The sequence below is a fragment of the Streptomyces sp. NPDC014882 genome (genome assembly GCF_043081325.1).
Lineage (GTDB): Bacteria > Actinomycetota > Actinomycetes > Streptomycetales > Streptomycetaceae > Streptomyces.
Window position 1 is genome coordinate 351,883 of the sequence record NZ_JBIBWL010000005.1, and the last position, 23,156, is coordinate 375,038.

The 23,156-nt window shown below is 74.0% G+C and carries 22 protein-coding genes and 1 pseudogene; 13 read left to right on the forward strand and 10 right to left on the reverse strand.

Annotated elements, in window-relative coordinates:
• Positions 1-49 precede the first annotated feature (49 nt).
• From ACF09K_RS15225 to ACF09K_RS15245, 5 genes and pseudogenes are all read left to right on the forward strand, one after another.
• On the forward strand, positions 50-292 hold the full coding sequence (locus ACF09K_RS15225; RefSeq protein WP_392243690.1) for a hypothetical protein: 243 nt from the start codon (positions 50-52) through the stop codon (positions 290-292).
• A complete protein-coding gene (locus tag ACF09K_RS15230) occupies positions 289-1,134 on the forward strand; it encodes an EamA family transporter (RefSeq protein ID WP_392243691.1) in 846 nt (281 codons plus the stop codon). Before ACF09K_RS15225 ends, ACF09K_RS15230 begins: the two co-directional genes overlap by 4 nt.
• A gap of 441 nt (positions 1,135-1,575) precedes the next feature.
• A pseudogene (locus ACF09K_RS15235) lies at positions 1,576-1,886 on the forward strand (DUF1254 domain-containing protein); the annotation flags it as partial.
• Positions 1,887-2,381: 495 nt separating this feature from the next.
• A complete protein-coding gene (locus ACF09K_RS15240; protein WP_392243943.1) occupies positions 2,382-2,768 on the forward strand; it encodes a DUF1214 domain-containing protein in 387 nt (128 codons plus the stop codon).
• A gap of 341 nt (positions 2,769-3,109) precedes the next feature.
• Entirely contained in the window at positions 3,110-3,385 is a 276-nt protein-coding gene (locus ACF09K_RS15245; RefSeq protein WP_392243693.1) for a DUF1876 domain-containing protein, read from the forward strand.
• A gap of 21 nt (positions 3,386-3,406) precedes the next feature.
• Here ACF09K_RS15245 and ACF09K_RS15250 read toward each other — a convergent pair whose 3' ends face one another.
• The 6 genes from ACF09K_RS15250 to ACF09K_RS15275 all read right to left on the reverse strand — a co-directional run bounded on the left by ACF09K_RS15250 (position 3,407) and on the right by ACF09K_RS15275 (position 8,459).
• Positions 3,407-4,573, reverse strand: coding sequence for a serine hydrolase domain-containing protein (locus ACF09K_RS15250; RefSeq protein ID WP_392243695.1), 1,167 nt, complete (start codon positions 4,571-4,573; stop codon positions 3,407-3,409).
• Between the two features lie 74 nt (positions 4,574-4,647).
• A complete protein-coding gene (locus tag ACF09K_RS15255) occupies positions 4,648-5,052 on the reverse strand; it encodes an organic hydroperoxide resistance protein (RefSeq protein WP_392243945.1) in 405 nt (134 codons plus the stop codon).
• 363 nt (positions 5,053-5,415) lie between these two features.
• Positions 5,416-5,898: a MarR family winged helix-turn-helix transcriptional regulator gene (locus ACF09K_RS15260; RefSeq protein WP_392243697.1), complete on the reverse strand. Its 483-nt coding sequence runs from the start codon at positions 5,896-5,898 to the stop codon at positions 5,416-5,418.
• Positions 5,895-6,644, reverse strand: a complete 750-nt coding sequence (locus ACF09K_RS15265; RefSeq protein ID WP_392243699.1) for an energy-coupling factor ABC transporter ATP-binding protein — start codon at positions 6,642-6,644, stop codon at positions 5,895-5,897. The genes ACF09K_RS15260 and ACF09K_RS15265 overlap by 4 nt, the downstream gene beginning before the upstream one ends.
• On the reverse strand, positions 6,641-7,402 hold the full coding sequence (cbiQ, locus tag ACF09K_RS15270; protein WP_392243701.1) for a cobalt ECF transporter T component CbiQ: 762 nt from the start codon (positions 7,400-7,402) through the stop codon (positions 6,641-6,643). The genes ACF09K_RS15265 and cbiQ overlap by 4 nt, the downstream gene beginning before the upstream one ends.
• A 1-nt stretch (position 7,403) precedes the next feature.
• Positions 7,404-8,459: an energy-coupling factor ABC transporter permease gene (locus ACF09K_RS15275; RefSeq protein WP_392243703.1), complete on the reverse strand. Its 1,056-nt coding sequence runs from the start codon at positions 8,457-8,459 to the stop codon at positions 7,404-7,406.
• Between the two features lie 210 nt (positions 8,460-8,669).
• Between ACF09K_RS15275 and ACF09K_RS15280 the strand changes: the two genes are divergently transcribed.
• A complete protein-coding gene (locus tag ACF09K_RS15280; RefSeq protein ID WP_392243705.1) occupies positions 8,670-9,035 on the forward strand; it encodes an SsgA family sporulation/cell division regulator in 366 nt (121 codons plus the stop codon).
• A gap of 439 nt (positions 9,036-9,474) precedes the next feature.
• On the opposite strand, the gene ACF09K_RS15285 is transcribed toward ACF09K_RS15280, so the two are convergent.
• Both ACF09K_RS15285 and ACF09K_RS15290 read right to left on the reverse strand, forming a co-directional pair.
• Complete coding sequence (locus tag ACF09K_RS15285; protein WP_392243707.1) at positions 9,475-11,139, reverse strand: penicillin-binding transpeptidase domain-containing protein; 1,665 nt, start codon at positions 11,137-11,139, stop codon at positions 9,475-9,477.
• Positions 11,140-11,334: 195 nt separating this feature from the next.
• Positions 11,335-12,966, reverse strand: a complete 1,632-nt coding sequence (locus ACF09K_RS15290; protein WP_392243708.1) for a penicillin-binding transpeptidase domain-containing protein — start codon at positions 12,964-12,966, stop codon at positions 11,335-11,337.
• A gap of 547 nt (positions 12,967-13,513) precedes the next feature.
• Between ACF09K_RS15290 and ACF09K_RS15295 the strand changes: the two genes are divergently transcribed.
• Positions 13,514-14,140 (forward strand): hypothetical protein, encoded by a 627-nt coding sequence (locus ACF09K_RS15295; protein ID WP_392243710.1) that lies wholly within the window; start codon positions 13,514-13,516, stop codon positions 14,138-14,140.
• Between the two features lie 266 nt (positions 14,141-14,406).
• Here the strand turns inward: ACF09K_RS15295 and ACF09K_RS15300 are convergent, their stop codons facing one another.
• Positions 14,407-16,158: a dolichyl-phosphate-mannose--protein mannosyltransferase gene (locus ACF09K_RS15300; protein ID WP_392243712.1), complete on the reverse strand. Its 1,752-nt coding sequence runs from the start codon at positions 16,156-16,158 to the stop codon at positions 14,407-14,409.
• 128 nt (positions 16,159-16,286) lie between these two features.
• Here ACF09K_RS15300 and rsmI point away from each other — a divergent pair, with 128 nt between their 5' ends.
• From rsmI to ACF09K_RS15330, 6 genes are all read left to right on the forward strand, one after another.
• On the forward strand, positions 16,287-17,144 hold the full coding sequence (gene rsmI, locus ACF09K_RS15305; protein ID WP_392243714.1) for a 16S rRNA (cytidine(1402)-2'-O)-methyltransferase: 858 nt from the start codon (positions 16,287-16,289) through the stop codon (positions 17,142-17,144).
• Positions 17,145-17,361: 217 nt separating this feature from the next.
• Positions 17,362-17,814 carry a hypothetical protein gene (locus ACF09K_RS15310; protein ID WP_392243716.1) on the forward strand — a complete coding sequence of 151 codons (453 nt, stop codon included), beginning with the start codon at positions 17,362-17,364 and terminating at the stop codon, positions 17,812-17,814.
• A 230-nt stretch (positions 17,815-18,044) separates the two neighbouring features.
• Complete coding sequence (locus tag ACF09K_RS15315; RefSeq protein ID WP_392243717.1) at positions 18,045-18,923, forward strand: TatD family hydrolase; 879 nt, start codon at positions 18,045-18,047, stop codon at positions 18,921-18,923.
• A gap of 138 nt (positions 18,924-19,061) precedes the next feature.
• Positions 19,062-20,486 (forward strand): ubiquitin-like domain-containing protein, encoded by a 1,425-nt coding sequence (locus tag ACF09K_RS15320; protein WP_392243719.1) that lies wholly within the window; start codon positions 19,062-19,064, stop codon positions 20,484-20,486.
• 266 nt (positions 20,487-20,752) lie between these two features.
• Positions 20,753-21,625: a 16S rRNA (adenine(1518)-N(6)/adenine(1519)-N(6))-dimethyltransferase RsmA gene (gene rsmA / locus ACF09K_RS15325; protein WP_392243721.1), complete on the forward strand. Its 873-nt coding sequence runs from the start codon at positions 20,753-20,755 to the stop codon at positions 21,623-21,625.
• Entirely contained in the window at positions 21,622-22,542 is a 921-nt protein-coding gene (locus ACF09K_RS15330) for a 4-(cytidine 5'-diphospho)-2-C-methyl-D-erythritol kinase (RefSeq protein ID WP_392243723.1), read from the forward strand. The genes rsmA and ACF09K_RS15330 overlap by 4 nt, the downstream gene beginning before the upstream one ends.
• Here the strand turns inward: ACF09K_RS15330 and ACF09K_RS15335 are convergent.
• Positions 22,520-23,116 carry a Uma2 family endonuclease gene (locus ACF09K_RS15335; protein ID WP_392243947.1) on the reverse strand — a complete coding sequence of 199 codons (597 nt, stop codon included), beginning with the start codon at positions 23,114-23,116 and terminating at the stop codon, positions 22,520-22,522. The two genes, ACF09K_RS15330 and ACF09K_RS15335, sit on opposite strands and share 23 nt — an antisense overlap.
• Positions 23,117-23,156: the final 40 nt, after the last annotated feature.

A 23,156-nucleotide genomic window follows, 5' to 3' on the forward strand; every position in this document is an offset into this window, starting at 1 on the left:
TGGTCGATGTGTTCGCCCGCCCGTTCCCCGCGCCGCTACCGTGCGGTGCATGACGACGACAGCCGCCACTGACGCCGACGAACCCGGAAACCCCACGGCCACCGGGACCGGTGGGGCCACCGGGACCGCCAGGTCCGTCGGCTTCTCCGCGGCCGGGGCCCCGCACACCGTGTTCCCCGCGGCACTCGTCGAGCACGCCGATGCCGATGCCGATGCCGATGCCGATCCCGACGCCGACGCCGACGCCGACGCCGACGCCATCGGCGCGGACGTGCGCGAGCGCACCGCGTGACGCCACTGGTCGCCTCGGCGGTCCTGCTCGCCGCGGTCACCCACGCCGGCTGGAACGCGATCGCCCACCGGATCCCCGACAAGCTCACCGGCTTCACCCTCATCTCGGGCGGCGGGCTGCTCATCGGCCTCGCGGCGGTGCCGTTCGCGGCGTTCCCCGCGGCGGCGGCGTGGCCGTACCTGCTGGTCTCGGCCGTGATCCACATCGCCTACTACGCGCTGTTGATGCGCTCGTTCCGGCTGGGGGACTTCGGGCAGGCGTACCCGATCGCGCGTGGTTCGGCGCCCCTCGTCGTGACCGTCCTGGCCGCCGTGTTCGCGCACGAGGTGCCCGACCGCTGGGCCGCCGCCGGGATCGCCGTGTCCTGCGCGGGCCTCACCGGTGTCGCCCTGTGGGGGCTGCGTGGACGGCGCCCCGAGTGGGCGGCGATCGGCGCGGCGCTGGCGACCGGCCTGACCATCGCCGCGTACACGGTCGTCGACGGCCTCGGCGTCCGCGCGTCCGGTTCCCCCCTCGGCTACATCGCCTGGCTGATGGCCGTCCAGGGCACGGCCCTGCCCCTGTACTCCGCCGTCCACCGACGCGGCGGAGCCCTGGCCCTCCTCCGCCCCCACGCCGTCCTCGGCCTCCTCGGCGCCGCTCTCTCCGTCGCCGCGTACGCCCTCGTCCTGTGGGCCCAGACACGCGCCGAACTGGCTCCGGTCTCCGCCCTGCGCGAGTCGTCGATCATCGTCGGAGCGGTGATCGGCGCCGTTTTCTTCAAAGAACGCTTCGGCGCCCCCCGCATCGCCGCCGCGGCCCTCCTGGTGGTGGGCATCGGCCTGATGCTGCACACGGGGTGAGGACGGCGGCGGACCCGTCATGCTCCCGGCCGGCAACCGGCAACCGGGAACAGGCAACCGGCAACCGGCAACCGGGAACAGGCGTCGTCGCGACGGCCGGGGATGCCGGGGATGCCGGGGACGCCACGGATGCGCGCGGGGACCGGCTCTCGGAGACTGGTGTCATCAGAGCCGACGGCACGGCCGATGAGGTGAACCACCATGACGACGCACGCGACCAGGACCCCCGTCCCGCCCGGCATCGAGTGTCCCGACGAACTGCGGACCCGGCTGGGGACGCTGAGGTTCTCCGACGGCTTCCCGGACGACGCGACGGTCCGGACGCTGTTCGACAACCTCGACTTCCAACGCGCCGTCGAGGCGTACCTGCTGGGGCTGGCCCCGGTGGACATGGCGGTGATGCGCACGGCGCTGGCGCGTTGGGGCCCGGCGAACTCCACGATGGCGATCTGGGAGGACCTGGTCCACCCGCGCTTCATCGGGCTCGTCTACAACACGAGCACCTCCTACTGCTACGCGTGGCTCGACCTCCGGGACGGGCCGCTGGTGGTCGAGGTCCCGCCCGGCGTGTACGGCGGGGTCGACGACCACTGGTGCCGGTGGGTCGTCGACGTCGGTCTGACCGGGCCCGACCGCGGCGAGGGGGCAGCTACCTGTTCCTGCCGCCCGGGTACGACGGCGACGTCCCCGACGGTCACGTGGTGGTGCGGCCGCCCACCTACGGCAACTTCCTGGGATACCGGGGTTTCCGCGACGAGCACGGCGACCCGCACCCCGCGGTCGAGGTGATCAAGGCGAACACCCGCATCTACGCGCTCTCGCAGGCCGACGACCGGCCGCCGATGCGGTTCGTGAACGCCTCGCCCGAACCGGCCGTCGCCGTCCCGCCCGCCGACCACCGGTTCTGGGAGCTGCTCGACCAGGTCGTGCAGTCGGAGCCGCCCGCGTCGGCCGACCCGCTCACCCTGGGGATCTTCGCCTCCCTCGGCATCCGGAACGGCAGGGCCTTCGCCCCGGACGACCGGATGCGGGCCGTCCTGACCGAGGCGGCGGCGGTGGGCGACGCCACCGCACGCGCCCTGACCTACCGGTTCCGCCAGCCCGAGGCCTACTACTGGCCCGGCAGCGCCTGGCGCACGGGCTTCCTCGGCGGCTACCGGTTCGAGGAGGACGGAGCGGCACTGCTCGACTCCGCCGCCCAGCTCTACTTCTGGGGCGGTTCGACGAGTCCGGCGTGGGAACAGAAGATGGTCGGCGCCGGCTCGCAGTACGCCTTCGCCTTCGTCGACGCCACCGGCTCGCCGTTCGACGGCGGAGGGGCCTACCGGCTCCACGTCCCGCCCGAGGTGCCGGCCGCCACCTTCTGGTCGGTGATCGTCTACGACACCCAGACCCGGTCCATGCTGCAGACCGGCCAGGAGTGGCCGTCGGTGACCAGCCAGGACCAGGCCCTCGTCACGAACGAGGACGGCTCCGTCGACGTCCGTTTCGGGCCCGGACCGCCCGACGGCGCCGGCAACTGGATCCAGACCCTGCCCGGCAAGGGCTGGTTCACGATGTTCCGGCTCTACGGCCCCCTGGAACCGTGGTTCGACAAGACGTGGCGCCTGCCGGACATCACCAGGGTCTCCTAGGGTCTGCCCGGCGGATCACGCCGGAGACGCGGGACCCGGCACGCCCTCCCCGGAGGGGTGCCCCCGGCGGCGGCGTCGTCGGCCGCGGACGCCCCACGCCCGACCGCGCCCGCGCGGGGGCGCCCCCATCGCGTCGACGCCCTCCTCCGCCCTGCGGCCGGACGCACCGGCCCCCGCCCACCCGGGCCCCGAGGCGCCGCCGCTCTCCTTCGGCCTGATCCGCCGGACGAGCCCCGGGGGAGACCGGGACCCGCGCGCACCCGGTCCGCCCTCGGGCCGACTGGGTGCGCCCCGGCGCTTCGTGGAGCACCCTGGAAGCAGGTGTTCCGGAGGTGATCGTCATGATGCACACCACAGTCGGATGGCACGTCGAGCTGGAGTTCGAGGAGGACGACCAGCACACGCGGGCGGTGGCACTGGTCAGGTTGCCCGACGGGTCCGAGGTGCGGGCCCACGGGCAGGCCAGCCGCCACCGGGTCGACCCCAACCAGCCGCGGGTCGGCGAGGAGATCGCCGGCGCCCGTGCGCTGAACGAGATCGCCATGCAACTGCTCACGAAGGCCCACGGGGAGATCGACGGAGCGTCGGGGAGGACCTCGCACCCCATCCACGTGTGAGCGCGTACGGGAGGGGTCCGGTCAGGCGGTGGCGGTGGCCGCCCGCACGGCCCGTACGAGTGCCTGCGCCCGCGGGTCCGCCGTCACGCTCGACCGGAAGCCGTTGGTGACGTAACCGAAGGCGATGCCCGACTCCGGGTCGGCGAAGCCGAGGGGGCCGCCGCGGCCGGGGTGGCCGAAGGAGGCGGGGGACAGCAGCGGCGACGCGGCGCCGTGCAGCATGTAGCCCAGGCCGAAGCGGGTGTGCACGACGAGCACTTGGTCCGCCCCGGCCGACCGCTCACCGCGCGCCGCGGCCGCCGTCTCCGGGGTGAGCAGGCGGCGGCCGCCCTCGGCCACGCCGATCAGCGACGCGTAGAAGCGGGCCAGGCCGTCCGCCGTGGCGATGCCGTTGGAGGCGGGCAGGGACGCCGCCCGGTAGGCGGGGTCGTTCTCGTCGGGCAGCGGGGTGATGGCGGCGAAGGCGCGGCGGGTGAGCGAGCCGGGGTCGGCATAGGCGTCGGCGACCGCGCGCTTGGGGCGCGTGCGCAGCGCACCCGCCTGCGCGGGCGCCTCGGTCTGCCCCACGCGTCCCACGCGCGCCCGCTCGCGCTCCGGCAGACCGAGCCACAGCTCGGCCCCGGCCGGTGCGGCGATCTCCTCGGCGATCCAGGCGCCGATCGTGCGCCCGGTGACCCGTCGCACCAGCTCGCCGGTCAGCCAGCTGTAGGTCTGCGCGTGGTAGCCGTGGTCCGTCCCCGGCTCCCACGCCGGTGCCTGCGCGGCGACCGCCGCGGCGCCGAGATCGGGGTCGAGGGCCTCGGCGGGCGTCAGCGGCCGGTCCAGCACGGGCACCCCGGCGCGGTGCGCGAGCACGTCCCGCACGAGGGTCCGGTCCTTGCCGGCCGCCTTGTACTCCGGCCAGTACGCGCCCACCGGCGCGTCCAGGTCCAGCTCCCCGCGCTGCCACAGCATCAGCAGGACGGCGGCGGCGACCCCCTTCGTCGCCGAGCGCACGATCTGCGCGGTGCCCCGCTCCCAGGGCGCCCCGCCGTCGACGTCGCGGCTGCCGCCCCACAGGTCCACGACCCGGCGCCCGTCCCGGTAGACGGCGACGGCCGCGCCCCGCTCCCCGAGCGTGTCGAAGTTGCGGGCGAACGCCTCCCGGACCGGCTCGAAGCCGGCGGTCACCGTGCCGTGCACATCCACGTCCGTACGTCCTCTCGGCTCACTGACGACCGAGGGGACAACGCCCTCGCGCGGCCCGCGATTCCGGCGCCCGGTCAGCCCAGCAGAATCGTTACGTCGATGTTGCCGCGGGTCGCGTTCGAGTACGGGCACACCTGGTGCGCCGCGTCCACCAGCTCGGCGGCGAGGCCCGCGTCGAGCACGGGCAGCGAGACGCTGAGGGCGACCGCGAGGCCGTAGCCGAGGGTCCGGTTGGGGCCGATGCCGACCTTCGCGGCGACGGTGGAGCCGGTGAGGTCGTATCCCGCCCGGTTGCCGACCAGGATCAGCGCGTTGTGGAAGCAGGAGCTGTACCCGGCCGCGAAGAGCTGTTCGGGGTTGGTGCCGTTGCCGTCGCCGCCCAGTTCCGGCGGCATGGCCACCTTCAGGTCGATCCGGCCGTCCTGGCTGGTCACGTAGCCGTCCCGGCCACCGTGGGCGGTCGCCTCCGCGACGTACATGATCTTCGTCGGACGGGTGTCGACCGCGTCGGCGGTACGGACCGCGTCGACGGTGCCGACGGCGTCGACAGCGGTGCCTTCGATCACTGCGGGACCTCCCCGGAGCTGTGCCCAATTACATCGTGCACAAGGTACCTGCCGGTGGGGGAGGACTCGGCCGAGGGGGCGGTGACCGCGGGTAAGAGGCCTCGCCCCGGGAGCCCGGCGGCCTCCCGCCGGAACCACGGCGGTCTCACCGGTCTCGGTACGCGGCTCGGCGGGCTCGGCGAACGGGCTCGCCGGGCTCGGTGCGCGGTTCGGCGGGCTCGGCGGGCTCGGCGGTTCCAGCGCACGTGAACGGCTCGGCGGTCTCGCCGCGCGGGCTCAGCGGCCCCGCTCCGCCGCCCCGTGCGCCTTCTCCGCGAGCCCTCGCAGCTCCCCGCGCAACCGCACGGCCTCCGCCGCGTCGAGCCCGGTCGCCGCGAGCAGCGCGCCGGGCACCCGCTCCGCGCGCTCCCGCAGTTCCTCCCCGCGCCCGGTGCAGGCGACGAGCACCGAGCGCTCGTCGCGCGCCGAGCGCTCCCGGCGCACGAGCCCGGCCGCCTCCAGCCGCTTCAGCAGCGGCGACACCGTGCCGTAGTCGAGCCGCAGGGCCGCCGCCAGCTCCTTGACCGTGGTCTCGCCGCGCTCCCACAGCACCAGCAGCACCAGGTACTGCGGGTAGGTGAGGCCGAGGTCGTCGAGCAGCGGCCGGTAGGCGGCCGTCACCGCCCGCTGGGCCGCGTAGAGCGCGAAGCACAGCTGCTCGTCCAGCGACAGCGAGCCCTCGACGTCACGGTCCTGGCGGGTCACGCGCGCATTCGTCACGCCCCCATTGTCACGGAGCGCGGGTCGAACCCGAACGGCAGCTCCAGGCGGTGCGCCCGCATCAGCGCGTCGTCGGCGAGCAGTTCGCCCGTGCGCCCGTCCGCCGCGATCACGCCCTCGCTGAGGATCAGGGAGCGCGGGCACAGCTCCAGGGCGTACGGCAGGTCGTGCGTGACCATCAGGACCGTGACGTCGAGGGAGCGCAGGATGTCGGCGAGTTCGCGGCGGGAGGCGGGGTCGAGGTTGGAGGACGGCTCGTCCAGGACGAGGATCTCCGGCTCCATCGCCAGCACGGTCGCGACGGCGACCCGGCGGCGCTGCCCGAAGGACAGGTGGTGCGGCGGACGTTCCTCGAAGCCGGCCATGCCGACCCGCTCGAGCGCCCGGTCCACGCGCGCCTCCAGCTCCGCGCCCTTCAGCCCGGCCGCCGCGGGCCCGAACGCCACGTCCTCCCGCACGGTCGGCATGAACAGCTGGTCGTCGGGGTCCTGGAAGACGATGCCGACCTTGCGCCGGATCTCGGCCATGTGCCGCTTGCCGACGGGCAGTCCGGCGACCGTCACCGTGCCGGCGCCGCCGGTCAGGATGCCGTTGAGGTGCAGCACGAGGGTGGTCTTGCCGGCGCCGTTCGGCCCGAGCAGCGCCACCCGTTCCCCGCGCGCGATCGAGAAGTCCACGCCGAACAGGGCCTGGTGGCCGTCGGGGTAGGCGAAGGCGAGGCCCGAGACCTCGAGGGAAGCAGTCATACGGTCCATCCCAGCACGCAGACGACGAGGGCGGTCAGCGGCAGGGTCAGCGCGTACGACCACTGCCCGCGCGAGGCGGTCACCTCGTCGATCACCGGCATGGAGCCGGCGTACCCCCGGCTGACCATGGCCAGGTGCACGCGCTCCCCGCGTTCGTAGGAGCGGATGAACAGGGCGCCCGCGGACTTCGCGAGGACGCCCCAGTGCCGCACGCCGCTCGCCTCGAACCCGCGTGACTCCCGCGCGATCCGCATGCGGCGCATCTCGTCCGTGATGACGTCGCCGTAGCGGATCATGAAGGAGGCGATCTGCACGAGCAGCGGCGGCAGCCTCAGGCGCTGGAGGCCGAGGAGGAGTTCGCGCAGTTCGGTGGTGGAGGCCAGCAGGACCGAGGCGGCCACGCCGAGGGTGCCCTTGGCGAGCACGTTCCAGGCGCCCCACAGTCCGTCGACGCTGAGGGACAGCCCGAGGACGTCCACCCGCTCGCCCTCGGCCACGAACGGCATCAGCACGGCGAACGCGACGAACGGCACCTCGATCAGCAGCCGCTTCAGCAGGAAGCCGGCCGGGACGCGCGCCCGGAACGCGACGACGCCGAGCAGGACGGCGTACAGGCCGAACGCCCACATCGCCTCCCGGGGCGTCGACACCACGACCACGACGAACGCGAACACGGCGGCGAGCTTGGTGTGCGGCGGCAGGGCGTGCACCGGCGAGTGCCCGTGCCGGTAGAGCCGGTGGGCGTGCCCGGCGCCCATGTCAGACGTTCTCGACGGCGGTCGGGGAGGCGTCGGCGCCGCGTCGGCGGCGCACCGCCCAGAACACGGTGCTGCCCGCGACGACGGTCACGCCGACGCCGATGACGCCCGCGAGCCCGCCGGACAGCCGGGAGTCGTCGACGTCCTCGACGCCGTAGTCGGCGAGCGGGGAGTCCGCGGCGGCGTGCTCCTCCGTCTTGCGGTCGATGCCCTTGTCGGCGGCGACCTTCTCCAGGCCGTCCGGGTCCGCGGAGGCGTAGAAGCTGACGAAGCCGGCGAGGACGAGGGAGGTGACCAGGCCGGTCGCCCACAGCGTGCGGCGCGAGACGCGCGCCGCCACGGGCGCCGGGCGCGCCCCCTCGGCGGGCACGTCCACGAGCTCGCCGTGCACCCGCAGCCGGAGCCGCTGCCCCAGCCCGCGCGCCCCGTACACGAGATCCGGCCGTACGGCGATGACCGCGCCGACCGTCAGCGCGGTGATCGCGGCCTCGCCGACGCCGATCAGCACGTGCACGCCGACCATCGCGGTGACCACCTTGCCGATCGCGACCTCGGTGGTGCCGCCGACCGCGTACACCAGCGTGAAGGCGAGGGCCGCCGCCGGCACGGACAGCAGCGCGGCGGCGAAGGAGGCGACGGTGACGGAACGGCGGCCGCGCGGCAGGATCCTCAGCAGCCCGCGGAAGACGGCGTAGGCCACCACGGTCGTCACGAGCGCCATGTCGGTGATGTTCACGCCGAGGGCGGTCAGGCCGCCGTCGGCGAAGAGGATGCCCTGCATCAGCAGGACGACCGACACGCACAGGACTCCGGTGAAGGGGCCCACGAGTATCGCCGCGAGGGCGCCGCCGAGCAGATGGCCGCTTGTTCCGGCCGCGACGGGGAAGTTGAGCATCTGTACGGCGAAGATGAAGGCGGCCACCAGGCCGGCCAGCGGCGCCGTGCGCTCGTCGAGTTCGCGGCGCGCTCCTCGCAGGCTCACGGCGATGGCGCCCGCGGCGACGACTCCGGTCACGGCGGAGGTCGGGGCGTTGATGAATCCGTCGGGTACGTGCACCGTTCGATGATAGTGGCTTAATGCGAACGGGTTGCAAGAGCGAGGGAGTCCTGATGTGGGACGCGCGGTGAGGTCCGGGTGCCGGAGGTCTTCGTGCCGCACGGGTGGGACGTGTCCGTCCGGACGGGCGCGTCCCGGAAAACGTGCGACATTGGAGAAGGGGTGGACGCGCAGATTCCGCACAGGTCACGCTGAGTGAGAGGGCGGCTGATGTCTGTAGTCGAGCAGTATGCGCGAGCCCACATCGTCACGGACGCGGACCCGGGCGAGGAGGAGCGGAGCGCCGTCCCCGTCGTCCTGCGCTACGACCCCGAGGAGGATCCGCGCACCGTCCGCGTCGGGCTCCCCGGAAACCGTGAGCGCAGCATCGCCCGCACCCTTCTGGAACAGGGCCTGCGCACCCCGGCCGGCAGCGGGGAGGTCCGCGTCTGGCCCTGCGGACGGGTCCAGGCCATCGTCGAGTTCCACTCCCCGCAGGGCGTCTCGGTCGTGCAGTTCGAGTCCAAGGAACTGCTGCGCTTCCTGCGCCGCACCTACACGGCGACGAGCGCGTCGGGCCGGCAGCTGACCGGCTAGCCGTCGGGCCCGGCCCGGCTGGCTCGGCCCTGGCTGGTTCGCCCGGCCTGGTTGCCCCGCCTTGTTGCTCGGCGTGGCGCGCCCGGCGTGGTCGTCCCGGCCGGTTCGTCCGGCGTGGCCGCCCGGCCTGGCTCGTCCGGCCCGGTTCGTCCGGCCCGGTTCGTCCGGCCCGGTTCGTCCGGGGTGGTTGATCCGGCCCGCCGGTTCGCCAGGCCTGCCGGTTCGCCCGGCGTGGCCGCCCGGCCCGGTTGCCCCGGCCGGCCTAGGGCGTGTTTCGAAAGTCCCGTCTGCCCGGCGGCGTCTGGCACGCACGCTCGCCGCGTTGTCGGGATCGCCCCGATACAACCAGTATCGGGGCGACCCTCCGCCTTGCGATCGCACGCACCAGACGCCGCCGGGCCTGCCCTTCGGGCAGACGACGCTACTTTCGAAACACGCCCTAGCCCCCCGCCTTCAGCAGGGCCGCCACGATCGGGCCCGCCGACTCGCTGCCGTGACCGCCCTGCTGCACCACGCCCGCCGCCGCGAGGTCGCCGCGGTAGGCCGTGAACCAGCCGTTGGGCTCCTTCTGCCCGTCGACCTCGGCGGATCCCGTCTTGGCCCCGTAGTCCGGGCCGAGCCCGGCCATCGGCTCGGCCGCCGTGCCGTGCGCGGCCGTGTAGTTCATCAGCTCCCGCAGCTGCGACAGCGTGCCCGCGGACATCGTGCGCGGGGCCTTCGCCAGGGTGCGGCCGTCGACCGACGGGGCGACCAGGTACGGCTGGTGGAAGGTGCCCGACTTCACCGTGGCCGCCACCGACGCCATGTTCAGCGGGTTCATCCGCACCCCGCCCTGGCCGATCAGCTCCGCCGCCTTCTGGGCCGCCTTCTGGACCGGCACCGAACCGTCGAAGGTCGGCACGCCGACCGCCCAGTTGTTCGACGACAGGCCGAAGACCTGCTGGGCCTGCTCGGTCAGGCTGTCGTCGTCGAGCTTGCCCGCCTGGCTGATGAAGGCCGTGTTGCAGGAGCGCGCGAAGCTCGCCTTGAAGGAGCCGCCCTTGATCTCGAACTTGTCGTCGTTCTGGAACTTCCAGCCGCCGTAACTGAAGTACTTCGGGCACGGGTGCGCCTTGTCCGCCGACGCCAGGCCCTTCTCGATGAGCAGTGAGGAGGTGACCACCTTCATGGTGGAGCCGGGCGCCAGCGAGCCCTGGAACGCCGTGTTGAAGTTCGGGTTGCTGTTGGCGACGGCCAGGATCTCGCCGGTGGAGGCGCGGGTCACCACGACCGAGGCCCGCTCGGCGCCCGCGACCTGCTTCTCCGCGGCGGCCTGGAGCGACGGGCTCAGCGTCGTGCGCACGGTACCGGGGGTGCCCTCGCTCAGCTCCACCAGCGTCTTGTCGGAGGCCTTCTTCGCCTTCGACGCCTTGCCGCGGACCACCCGCAGCTCGACCCCGGCGGTGCCGCCGGCCTTCTCGCCGTACTTCTCGCGCAGCCCGTCCAGGACGGTGCCCAGGGACGGGTACTCCTTCGCGGTCAGCTCACCGCCGTCGCGGTCGAGCGCCTTGACCGGCGGATCGCCCGCCTCGCCGGTCACCAGGGTGTCCCCGTCGGCCAGGTCGGGGTGGACCACGGACGCGTGCCAGTCGACGAGCGGCTCGCCGTCCTCCGCCCGCCGCACCACGGTCAGCGCGCTGTCGTACGCCACCGGCTTGCTGGTCTTGCCGAAGGTGACCGTGCCCTTCACGGCGAAGGGCACCTTGTCGCCCGCGCGCGGTCCGGCCGTGAGGGTGGCGCCGGTGATGCGGGCGTCCTTGGTCCAGCCGGTGAGCAGGGCGCCGGCGGCGGCCGGATCGTCGGTGACCGCGGCGGCCTCGGCGACCTTGCCCTGCTGCCAGGCCGTCAGGAACGCCCGCGCGGCGGTGGTGACCTCGGCCGCCGCCAGCGGACCGGTCCGGACCTGCGGCTTCTTCGCCGCCGCCGGACCGTCCTCGGCCGCCGCTCCACCGCCGTACAGCGCGTAGCCGCCGAGGCCCGCGCCTCCGACGACGACGGCGATCATGCCGCCGACCACGGCCGGCCGCGTGCTCCGCCGTTCGGTGACGCGCCTTCTCTTGCCCACTGTCCGCGATCCTCCGTGCCCTACGGGGCCGCCTCGCCCCCCTGTCCCGCTCGGCGGGTCGTCCCACCGGCGGTGCGAGTCCCGTCCACCGGCGGTGCGAACCGTCCCCACCGGCACCCACGACGGCGCCCAGCCTAGAGTCCCCGCCCGCGGGGTGCCGTCACGTGTGACCTCACCCACGCCTTACGGGTGGCCTCAGGCGCCCGACCGCAGTACGGCCGCGACGATCGGGCCGGCCGCGTCGGTGCCGTGACCGCCGTCCTGGACCATCGCCGCGGCGGCGACGTCGCCCCGGTAGCCGGTGAACCAGCTGTCGGAGCTCGCCCTCCCGTCGACCTCCGCCGAACCCGTCTTCGCGCCGATCCGGCCGCTCAGGCCGGACATCACCTGCGCCGCCGTGCCGCTGGTCGCGGTGCGGTTCATCATGGCGCGCAGCTGCTGCACGGTGCCGGCCGGCAGCCCGCGCGCGTGGGCGAGCTCGCGGCCGTCGAGGCTGCGCGGCACGATCACCGGCTGCCGGAAGGCGCCCGTCGCCGCGGTCGCCGTCACCGACGCCATGGTCAGCGGGTTCATCTGGACCTGGCCCTGGCCGATCATCGCGGCCGCGGTGTCCGGGCCGCCGGAGGCCGGGACGGAGCCGTCGAAGGAGGGGATGCCGGTCTTCCAGTCGAGGCCGATCCCGAAACGGTTCCTGGCCTCGTCGGTCAGGGAGTCCACCTTCACCTCGTCCGCGTACTTCACGAACGCGGTGTTGCAGGAGCGCGCGAAGCTCTCGGAGAGGGTCGCCTCCTCGTTCGGGGGCATGTTCTCGATGTTGTGGAAGGTCTGGCTCTGCCAGGTCGCCTCGGACGGGCAGGGCGCCGGGCCGGTCGCGGTGGTGATGCCGTTGTCGATGAGGGCGGCCGCGCTGACGATCTTCATGGTGGAGCCGGGCGCCACCTGCCCCAGGAAGGCGGCGTTCCAGCCGTCGTCGCGGTTGTTGGCGACCGCCAGCACCTCGCCGCTGCTCGGCTGGACGGCCACCACCGACGACTCGGGGTACTTCAGGACCGCCTTCTCGGCGGCCGCCTGCGCGCTCGCCCTGAGCGTGGTGGGCAGCCGGCCCGCCCTGCCCTCGGCCAGGGTCAGCAGCGGCGTGTCCGCGGAGTCCGGGGCGGCGTGGCGGACCGCCAGTTCGACACCGGCCGTGCCGCCCGCCTTGTCGCCGTACTTGGCGCGCAGCTCGTTCAGCATCGGCCCGAGCGAGGGGTACTCCTCCTTCGTCAGCACCTTGCCGTCGCGGTCCACGGCCTCGATCGGCGGCGCCGCCGACTCGCCCGTGACCAGCGTGTCGTCCATGTCCCTGAGCTGGGGGTGCACGACCGACGGCTGCCAGTCCACCAGCGCCCTGCCGGTGGTCACCCCGCGCACGACGGTCAGCCGGCTGCCGTAGGAGAGCGGCTTGGACTTCCCCCCGTACGACACCGTGGCCCTCACCGTGAACGGCACGCTGCGCCCGGCCGGCGCACCCGGCGTGATCGTGACGCCGGTGATGTGCGCGCTCCGGCCGTACGAGGTGAGCAGCGGCCCCGCCTTCCCGGCGTTGTTCGTGAGCGCCGCCGCGCTCGCCGCCTGCCCCTTCTCCCAGGCCGCGAAGAACGCGGCGCTGGTCTCCTTCACCTCGGCGGCGCTCGGCGGCCCGGTCCGCACGGGCGCCGGCCCGTCCGCCGCCGGTGCGCCGCCGCCCCCGTCCAGCGCGTTCACGATGTTGAAGGCGCCGTACCCGGCCCCGCCCACCATGACCGCGAACACCGACCCGACGATCGCCGCCTTGGCCCCCTTGCGCATGACCGTCCTCCCCGTTGACCCGTCAATCCTTTCTGAACGCGTTCAGAAAGATCCCCCGACCTTCACAGTAAGCGGAAGAGGGGCCTGCGGGGCGGGAGTTGTCGCAATCGTTAGACCCAGGTGTCCAGCCACATACGTGAACACCAGTCGTCGATCGGGATGGTGGTGCCGGTGTACAGGGGTCAGAAGTACCGGTGTACAAGGGCCGGAAGCAGATGAAGACGACCTCATGTACGCAGCGGGCACGGGTCTCATCGGATCACTGGGGGTCCGGCGTCGGCGGACCGCACGGCCCCAGGCCAAGGTCGCCGGATACGTGGCCGAGTACGCCACCGAGAACGCCCTCGATGCCCCCGGCGCGTGGCGAGGAGCATCAACCCCGTTTCCGTGAAATCGAGTTGGTCATGTCACGGGACCGTGACGGCGTCGTCCTGGATCGAGGACCGAGGCAACCGCTCGGGTCCTGGTCGTCTCATACTGATCAAGAACGTGCCGGGGAACGCCCGCACCTCAGCCCGACCGATCGACCAGCAGGGGGAATCGACCCATGATCCGCAACCGCCGCAAGGCCTTTCTCGTCTCGGCCGCACTCCTGGGCGGCACCCTGCTGATGACGGCGTGCAACCAGAGCGACGACGCCGCCGACAGCTCCTCCGGCAAGGCCGACGCGGCTGCGGCGGCGAGCAAGGCCGGTGCCGCAGGTGCCGGCGGTGCCTCCGCCTCCCCCTCCGGTTCCGAGGACACGTCCGGCGGCACGTCCGGTTCCGGGAAGACGTCCGGCAGTGGCAGTACGTCCGGTTCCGGGAGCACGTCCGGCGGCGGCACGTCCGGTTCGGGGAGCACGTCCGACTCCGGCGAGACCGTCGTGGAGGGCCTCGACAAGGGCAAGGGCGTCAGCGGCACCTGGTACGGCATCGTGCGGTACGTGGCGCCCGGCAAGTACCTGGTCGACGGTCCTGCGGCCCAGGGCTCCGGCGGTGAGCAGCAGGCCTTCTTCCTCGCCGAGGACACCGTGATCCTGGGCGGGGGCCAGATCTGCGGCACCGCCGGCTCGAAGGTGGACGCCCCCTGCGAGGAGGCCGACCTGGAGAAGGCCGCCAAGAAGGGTGTGGAAGCCGAGGTCGTGGTCAAGAACGGCATGGCCACTCAGATCACCGACGGCGCGCTTCTCTGATCCGGCAGCTCGCAACGGGCGGAGGCGGTCTGCCGGAAGGCAGCCCGGCCGATCTCGCCGTCGTCGCACTCGACCGGCTCGAGGCCCTCGTCCGCAACCGACTCGAACGCCTTCAGTACCGGCCCGAAACCCTCGACGGCTGCATGGCCGGCACCGGCCTCGCCCTCGACGAAGTCGCCTCACCTTGAAGCGCCGAAGTCGGTGACGGCCGGCAACGACCACGGGGGTGCGGCCGTCGGCCGCACCCCCGTGGCGTGTCTGCCCAGCTAGACCCAGGTGTCCAGCCACATCCGCGACCGCCAGTCGTCGATCGGGACGGCGGTGCCGGTGTACAGCGGCCAGAAGTAGATGAAGTTCCACGCGATCAGCAGCACCAGGACGCCCGCGCCCGTCGCGCCCACCACCCGACGGGTGTCGCTCGACCCCGGCCGGCCGACGAGCGCGCCGGCCATCATCGCCACCGCCAGGCACAGGAACGGCAGGAAGACGACGGCGTAGAAGAGGAAGATCGTGCGCTCCTGGTACAGGAACCACGGCAGGTACCCGGCCGCGATGCCGCACGCGATCGCGCCCGCCCGCCAGTCGCGGCGGAAGAACCAGCGCCACAGCACGAACAGCACCGCGAAACAGGCCGCCCACCACAGCATCGGCGTGCCGATCGCCAGCACCTCGCGCGCGCACTTGCCGCCCGCGTCCACCGGACAGCCGTCCGTGCCGGGCGCCGGGGACTCGTAGAAGTACGACACCGGACGGCCCAGGACCAGCCAGCTCCACGGGTTCGACTGGTAGGTGTGCGGCGAGGTGAGGTGGGTGTGGAACTCGTAGACCTCGTGCTCGTAGTGCCACAGGCTGCGCAGCCAGTCCGGGAACAGCCAGGTCCAGCTGCCGCCCTTGCCGTCGGTCGCCGCCCAGTTGCGGTAGTAGCCGCCCGAGCCGCTGTCCGAGGAGAGGATCCAGCCCGTCCACGACACCAGGTAGGTGACCAGCGCCACCGGCACGGTCGCCAGGAACGCCAGGCCCGTGTCCCGCCTCAGCACCACCCGGTAGGGGCGCCGGGCACCGGCCACCCGGCGCGCGGCGACGTCCCACAACACCGTCATCAGGCAGAACGCGACCATGATGTACAGGCCGTTCCACTTCGTGCCGATCGCCAGCCCCAGCATCACGCCCGCCGCCCAGCGCCACGGGCGCAGGCCCAGACGGGTGGTCTCGGCGGCGTGCGCGTCGGGGCGGCGGCGGCCGTCCGCGTCCGCCGGCAGCGCGGCGGCCAGCCGCGCGCGCGCCCGGTCCCGGTCGACGACCAGGCAGCCGAACGTGGCCAGCACGAAGAACATCAGCACCCCGTCGAGCAGCGCGGTGCGGCTCATCACGAAGTGCAGCCCGTCCACCGCCATCAGCGCGCCCGCCAGGCAGCCCAGGAACGTGGAGCGGAAGAGGCGGCGCCCGATCCGGCACAGCAGCAGGACCGACAGGGTCCCCAGCAGCGCCGTCATGAACCGCCAGCCGAACGGGTCGAACCCGAAGAGCAGTTCGCCCAGCCCGATGACGTACTTGCCGACCGGCGGATGCACGACGTACGCCGCGTCCGTCGGGATCGTGACGTGGCCGCCGCTGTTCAGGATGACGTCGTTGGCGTTCTTGTCCCAGTTGACCTCGAAGCCGCGGTGGACGAGCGCCCACGCGTCCTTGGCGTAGTACGTCTCGTCGAATATCACCTTCCTCGGCGTGCCCAGGTTCCAGAACCGCAGCACGCCCGCCACCAGCGTGACCAGCAGCGGACCCAGCCAGCCCGACCAGCGGGTGATCCGGTCGGCGAGCCCGGCCGGCACCCCGAGCGCCTGCCAGAGCCGCGGGCTCGGTTCGGCGAACGGCGGCACCAGCCGCTCCCGGACGTCGCCGTCCGGTGCCGCCGCGTAGCCGAACCGGCGCAGCCGCGACTGCCACCCCGGCCGCCGGTCCTGCGGTGCCTGGTCCTGCCGGTAGTCCGTGGAGTCCGTGGAGGACGCGGTACTGGTCACCGCGCCATCGTAGGGAACGGGGCTGTGGGAGTCCCGTGCATGGGCCTGTTCGACCGGTCATGCCCGGCTCCGGGCGATCCGGCCCGGCCGGTCGGACGGGGCCCGGCGCCCCCTGCGAGGATGGAAACGTGACAGTCGCACCCGGAACCCTGGTCCTTGCCGGCACGCCCATCGGGGACATCGCGGACGCCCCGCCCCGGCTCGCGGAGGAGTTGGCCGGCGCCGACGTCATCGCCGCCGAGGACACCCGCCGGCTGCGCCGGCTCACGCAGGCGCTGGGCGTGACGCCCAAGGGGAGGGTCGTCTCCTACTTCGAGGGCAACGAGTCCGCCCGCACCCCCGAGCTGGTCGACCACCTCCTCGGCGGCGCCCGTGTCCTCCTCGTCACCGACGCCGGCATGCCCTCCGTCTCCGACCCCGGCTACCGGCTGGTCGCCGCGGCCGTCGAGAAGGACGTCCGGGTCACCGCCGTGCCCGGCCCGTCCGCCGTCCTCACCGCGCTCGCGCTGTCCGGCCTGCCCGTCGACCGCTTCTGCTTCGAGGGCTTCCTGCCGCGCAAGGCGGGGGAGCGGCTGTCCCGGCTGCGCGAGGTCGCCGAGGAGCGCCGCACCCTCGTGTACTTCGAGGCCCCGCACCGGCTCGACGACACCCTCGCCGCGATGGCCGAGGTGTTCGGCGCCGACCGGCGCGCCGCCGTCTGCCGCGAACTGACCAAGACGTACGAGGAGGTCCGGCGCGGCCCGCTCGGCGAGCTGGCGGAGTGGGCGGCGGAGGGGGTGCGCGGCGAGATCACCGTCGTCGTGACCGGGGCGCCCGAGCGCGGCCCCGGCGAACTCGACGCGGCGGAACTGGTCCGGCGGGTGCGGGTGCGCGAGGAGGCCGGCGAGCGGCGCAAGGAGGCGATCGCGGCGGTGGCGGCGGAGGCCGGGGTGCCCAAGCGGCAGGTCTTCGACGCGGTCGTCGCGGCCAAGAACGCCGCCGGCTGAGAAGCTCCCGTCACCGCCGGGCGGGAGGTATTCCCACCGGGCGGCAAAGAAGTGCCGTCGACGGCAAAGCCCAGAAGTCGACCCCCGTCCCGCTTCGGCAAGGAACGCCCAAATCGGGCCCAACACTCGACAGGTCGGCTGCGTCCGCCCCGGCGGAGCGCTCCACTGGACGACAGGGACGCACCCGTCCCCGCGTCCAGCGGACAGAGGAGCCTGCATGAGCGAGACGAGCGGGATGAGCGGGACCGGCGGGACGGCCGGGTGGAGCGGCAGGACGGCCGGGTGGAGCGGCGGCCCGCGCACGGCGGTCCCCGTCGTGCACGAGTCGTACTCCTTCGCCTGCATGCGCTGCGGGCACGGCTGGGAGCAGGCGTACGAGATCGAGCACCACACGGACGCGGAGGGCCACGAGTTCGTCCAGTACGTGGCGGACGGACGCCTCGTGCCGTCCCCGCTGAGCCGCCCCGCCTGCCACCACTGCGACGGCCGGCTGCTGCGCATCATGCGGGCCGGCCAGGTCTCCTCCGTGCTGGGCGCCGCCCACCCCCGCACGGCGCCCCCGGCCGGCCCCGTGGAGGTACCGGCGACCGCGGCGCCCGGGGAATCCGGCCGGCAGCACCACTGGCACCTGTCCGACCTCCTCCACCCCTTCCAGCGCCGGGCCAGCTGAGGCCGGGCGGTCCGGGCGGTCCGTGCCGGTCGTGCCCGTCGGCCGCCCAAGCCGTCCAAGCCGTCCGTGCCGTTCGGGCCGGTCGTGCCGGCCGGGCCGCCCAAGCCGTCCGTGCCGTTCGGGTCGGTCGTGCCGTCCAGGCTGTCCGGGCCGGTCGGCCCGGTCGTGCCGTCGTGCCGGGGCGGGCCCGCGGCCGACGGCCGGACGCGCCCCTTCCGTAGGATCGGGGCATGCCTTCGAACGCCGACAAGAACGCGGCGCCGCCGCTCCCGGCCCCCCTGCGGGTTCCGGTCGCCGACTCCCACACCCACCTCGACATGCAGTCCGGCACGGTCGAGGAGGGCCTCGCGAAAGCCGCGTCGGTCGGCGTGACGACGGTCGTCCAGGTCGGCTGCGACGTCGCCGGCTCCCGCTGGGCGGCCGAGACGGCGGCGGCGCACGACAGTGTCCACGCGGCGGTCGCCCTGCACCCCAACGAGGCGCCCCGCATCGTCCACGGGGACCCCGACGGCTGGTCGCGGCAGGGGGCGCGCGCGGCCGGCGGTGCCGGGGCGCTCGACGAGGCGCTCGCCGAGATCGACCGCCTCGCCGCGCTCCCCGAGGTCAAGGGCGTCGGCGAGACCGGACTGGACTACTTCCGCACCGGACCCGAGGGCAAGGACGCGCAGGAGCGCTCCTTCCGCGCCCACATCGAGATCGCCAAACGGCACGGCAAGGCTCTCGTCATCCACGACCGCGACGCCCACGCGGACGTGCTGCGCGTGCTGAAGGAGGAGGGCGCCCCCGAGCGCACCGTCTTCCACTGCTACTCCGGCGACGCCGCGATGGCGGAGACCTGCGCCCGCGCCGGCTACTTCATGTCCTTCGCCGGCAACGTCACCTTCAAGAACGCCCAGCACCTGCGCGACGCCCTCGCCGTCGCCCCGCTGGAGCTGGTCCTCGTCGAGACCGACGCGCCCTTCCTCACCCCGGCGCCCTACCGCGGCCGGCCCAACGCCCCCTACCTGGTGCCGGTCACGGTCCGCGCCATGGCGGCCGTCCGCGGCATCGACGAGGACGTCCTCGCGGGCGCCCTGGCCGCCAACACGGCCCGCGCCTTCGGATACTGACCCCGGGGCGCCGCACCGGCCACCACCGTGGGTAGTCGCGCCGCTTTGGAGAGTGACGCCCGCTCCGCTAGGTTCTGGGGGCCCGATCCGGACCTTCCCGGCCCCTTCCGGATCCCAGGACCCCTGGAGCGTGTCGGCGTGAGCAACGTGCACCACCCGCGCAACACGTACGGCGCCGACGGCACGTACGTCGACGTCCACAACGCCGAGACCCTCCCCCACGGGGTGCCGCAGGCCCCCGCGGGCGCCCACCGGGCCGCTCGCGCGGCGACGATGCCCGCGGTGCCGCCGGAGCCCCCCGGGCCGGCGCTGCCGCGCCGGGCGGACGGGCCGCCGTACGCCACCGTCACTGCCGCTGCCACCACCGTCGCCGTCGCCGTCACCACCACTGCCACCGGCACCGCCACCGGGCGCGCCGCGCGCCGGCGCAGGACGCGCGACGCCGAGCGCGCGGACTCCCCGCTGCGCCGACTGCTGCCCCTGCTCCCCCTGGTGCCGCAGGCGCTGGTCGTCGCCTTCCTCGCGGGCGGCACCACCGCCTTCGTCGCGAAGGACAAAGCGGTCGAGCTGACCGTCGACGGCAAGCCGCGCACCCTGCACACCTTCGCCGACGACGTGGGCGAACTGCTGGCGGAGGAGGGCGTGCGGGTCGGGCCGCACGACATGGTGGCGCCCTCCCCGGGCACGGCCCTCGCCAGCGGCGACGAGATCGCCGTGCGCCACGGCCGCCCCCTCCGGCTCACGCTCGACGGCCGGCGGCACGAGGTGTGGACGACGGCCCGCACCGTGGAGGAGGCGCTCGGACAGCTCGGCGTGCGGGCGGACGGCGCCCACCTCTCCGTCTCCCGCTCCCGGCGCATCGGACACGGGGGACTCGCGCTGGACGTCCGTACCGAACGCGCCGTGACGGTCATGGCCGACGGCCGGGCCCGCACCGTGCGCACCAACGCGGCGACCGTGGGCGAGGCCGTCGAGGAGGCCGGCATCACCCTGCGCGGCCAGGACACCACGTCCGTCCCGTCCGGCAGCTTCCCGCGCGACGGCCAGACGATCACCGTCCTGCGGATCACTGACGGGAGGGAGGTGCGGGAGGAGGCGGTCCCGTTCCCGGTACGGCGCACCGACGACCCCGCGCTGTTCCGGGGCACCGAGGTCGTGGAGCGGGCCGGCCGGCCGGGGCTGCTGCGGATCACCTACGCCCTGCGCACCGTCAACGGGGTCCGGCAGCGGCCGCGACGCGTGCGCACCGAGACCGTGCGCGAGCCGCGCGCGCAGGTGGTCAGGGTCGGCACGAAACCGCGGCCGGCCTCCGTGCGGGGCGCCGACCACCTCGACTGGCAGGCGCTCGCGGCCTGCGAGTCGGGCGGCCGCGCCGACGCCGTGGACCCGTCCGGCACCTACGGCGGCCTCTACCAGTTCGACACCCGCACCTGGCACAGCCTCGGCGGCACCGGCCGCCCCCAGGACGCCCCCGCCTCCGAACAGACCTTCCGCGCCAAGAAGCTCTACATCCGCCGGGGCGCCACCCCCTGGCCCCACTGCGGCGCCCGCCTCCAGAACTGACGCCGGGGCGAGCAGCGCCCCCGCACCCCGCCCCCACGCCCCCGCCGGGGACCTGCGGGTCCCGCTCCCCGCACCCGAGCCCTCCGCACCCGCCCCCGCGCCCCGCCCCCACACCCCGCCCCCGCGCCCCCGCCGGGGACCTGCGGGTCCCGCTCCCCGCACCCGAGCCCTCCGCACCCGCCCCCGCGCCCCGCCCCCACACCCCGCCCCTGCGCCCCCGCCGGGGACCTGCGGTCCCGCTTCCCGCGCCCCCGTACCCTTGTCCCGTGACGAGCCCCACCCCCGACGCCCTCCTGGGCCCCGCCGACATCCGCGAGCTCGCGGCAGCCCTCGGCGTACGGCCCACCAAGCAGCGCGGCCAGAACTTCGTGATCGACGCGAACACGGTCCGCCGTATCGTCCGCACCGCGCAGGTGCGCCCCGAGGACGTGGTCGTCGAGGTGGGCCCGGGCCTCGGCTCCCTCACCCTCGCCCTGCTGGAGGTCGCCGACCGCGTCACGGCCGTGGAGATCGACGACGTCCTGGCGGGCGCCCTGCCCGCGACGATCACCGCCCGCATGCCGCGGCGCGCGGACCGCTTCGCGCTGGTGCACTCCGACGCCATGCACGTGACCGGCCTGCCGGGCCCCGCCCCCACCGCCCTGGTGGCGAACCTGCCGTACAACGTCGCGGTCCCCGTGCTCCTGCACATGCTCGAGACGTTCCCGAGCATCGAGCGGACCCTCGTCATGGTCCAGTCGGAGGTCGCCGACCGCCTCGCCGCCGGCCCCGGCTCGAAGGTGTACGGCGTGCCCTCCGTGAAGGCCAACTGGTACGCCGACGTCAAGCGGGCCGGCGCCATCGGTCGCAACGTCTTCTGGCCGGCGCCGAACGTCGACAGCGGCCTGGTCTCGCTGGTGCGGCGAGCGGAGCCGATCGCCACCACGGCCTCCCGGCAGGAGGTCTTCGCCGTCGTCGACGCGGCCTTCGCCCAGCGCCGCAAGACCCTGCGGGCCGCGCTCGCCGGATGGGCCGGATCGGCGGCCGCCGCCGAGGCGGCCCTGGTCGCCGCCGGGGTGTCCCCGCAGGCGCGCGGCGAAGCCCTCACGGTCGAGGAGTTCGCCCGGATCGCCGAGAACAAGCAGGAGGACGCGGCGTGAGCGTCACCGTGCGGGTCCCCGCCAAGGTCAACGTCCAGCTCGCGGTGGGCGCCGCGCGCGCGGACGGCTTCCACGACCTGGCGAACGTGTTCCTCGCGGTCGGCCTGTACGACGAGGTCACCGTCACCCCGGCCGACGGCCTGCGCGTCACCTGCGCGGGCCCGGACGCCGCCCAGGTCCCGCTGGACCGCACCAACCTCGCCGCGCGCGCGGCGATCGCCCTCGCCGAGCGGTACGGCCGTACCCCGGACGTGCACCTGCACATCGCCAAGGACATCCCCGTCGCCGGCGGCATGGCGGGCGGCAGCGCGGACGGCGCGGGCGCCCTCCTGGCCTGCGACGCGCTCTGGGGCACCGGCGCCTCCCGCGACGAACTGCTGGAGATCTGCGCCGAACTGGGCAGCGACGTGCCGTTCAGCCTGGTGGGCGGGGCCGCCCTCGGCACCGGACGCGGCGAGAGGCTGGCCCCGCTGGAGACCGGCGGCACCTTCCACTGGGTGTTCGCGATGGCGGAGCGCGGGCTGTCGACCCCGGCCGTCTTCCGCGAGTTCGACCGCCTCGGCGAAGGCCGCGACATCCCCGCGCCCGTCGCCTCGCGCGACCTCCTCGACGCCCTCGCGAAGGGGGACGCGGACGCGCTCGCCGCCACCGTCTCCAACGACCTCCAGCCCGCGGCGCTGTCGCTGTTCCCGGAGCTGGCGGACACGCTCGCGGCGGGGCGTGCGGCGGGTGCGCGGGCCTCACTGGTGTCGGGCTCGGGGCCGACCACGGCGTTCCTGGCGCGGGACGCGGAAGCGGCGCAGGGGATCGCGGGCGCGCTGCGGGCCTCCGGCACCTGCCGTGACGTACGGACGGCCTCGGGCCCGGTGCCGGGGGCGACGGTGGTCCGAGGGATCAGGAACGGGTATCGACCCTGACCAGTTCGATGGCGATGGCGGCAGGCTTGTCGACCTTGATCTGGTCGCGCTGCATGCTCATGTGCACGTAGCACCGCGTCATCGGGTCGAGCTCGTACACGTGGACGAGGGGACGGCCGGTCGTTCCGTCCTGCTCGACACGCCAGTAGTGGGGGATTCCGGCGGAGGCGTACTTCTGCGGCTTGGTCGTGCGGTCCCGGGATTCCGAGTCGGGTGAGACGACCTCCACGGCGAGCAGGACGTCCTTGGCCTCGAAACTGGTCTGGTCCAGCCCGGTGACCGCGTCGGCCCGCACCACGCTGACATCGGGTTCGGGGCCGTTGCGCCGGTCCAGGACGACGGTCATCTCCCGCTCGACACTGAAGTCGGGGCCGAGGCAACTGCGCAGTCCGTCGACCAGGAGGTCGATCACCAGGAAGTGGAAGCGACGCTGCGGCCTCACGAAAACCAGGCTCCCGTCGATCAGTTCGGTGTGCGGCGGGAGATCGGGCAGCGTGAACAGGTCGTCCACGGTGTAGCCGTCCTGCGGCGGCACCGGCCACTGGACGCGGTGCTGTACGGACTCGGCGGTCATGGTTCCTCCCATGGACGGGATCCTGCTGCCCGCCCTCCAC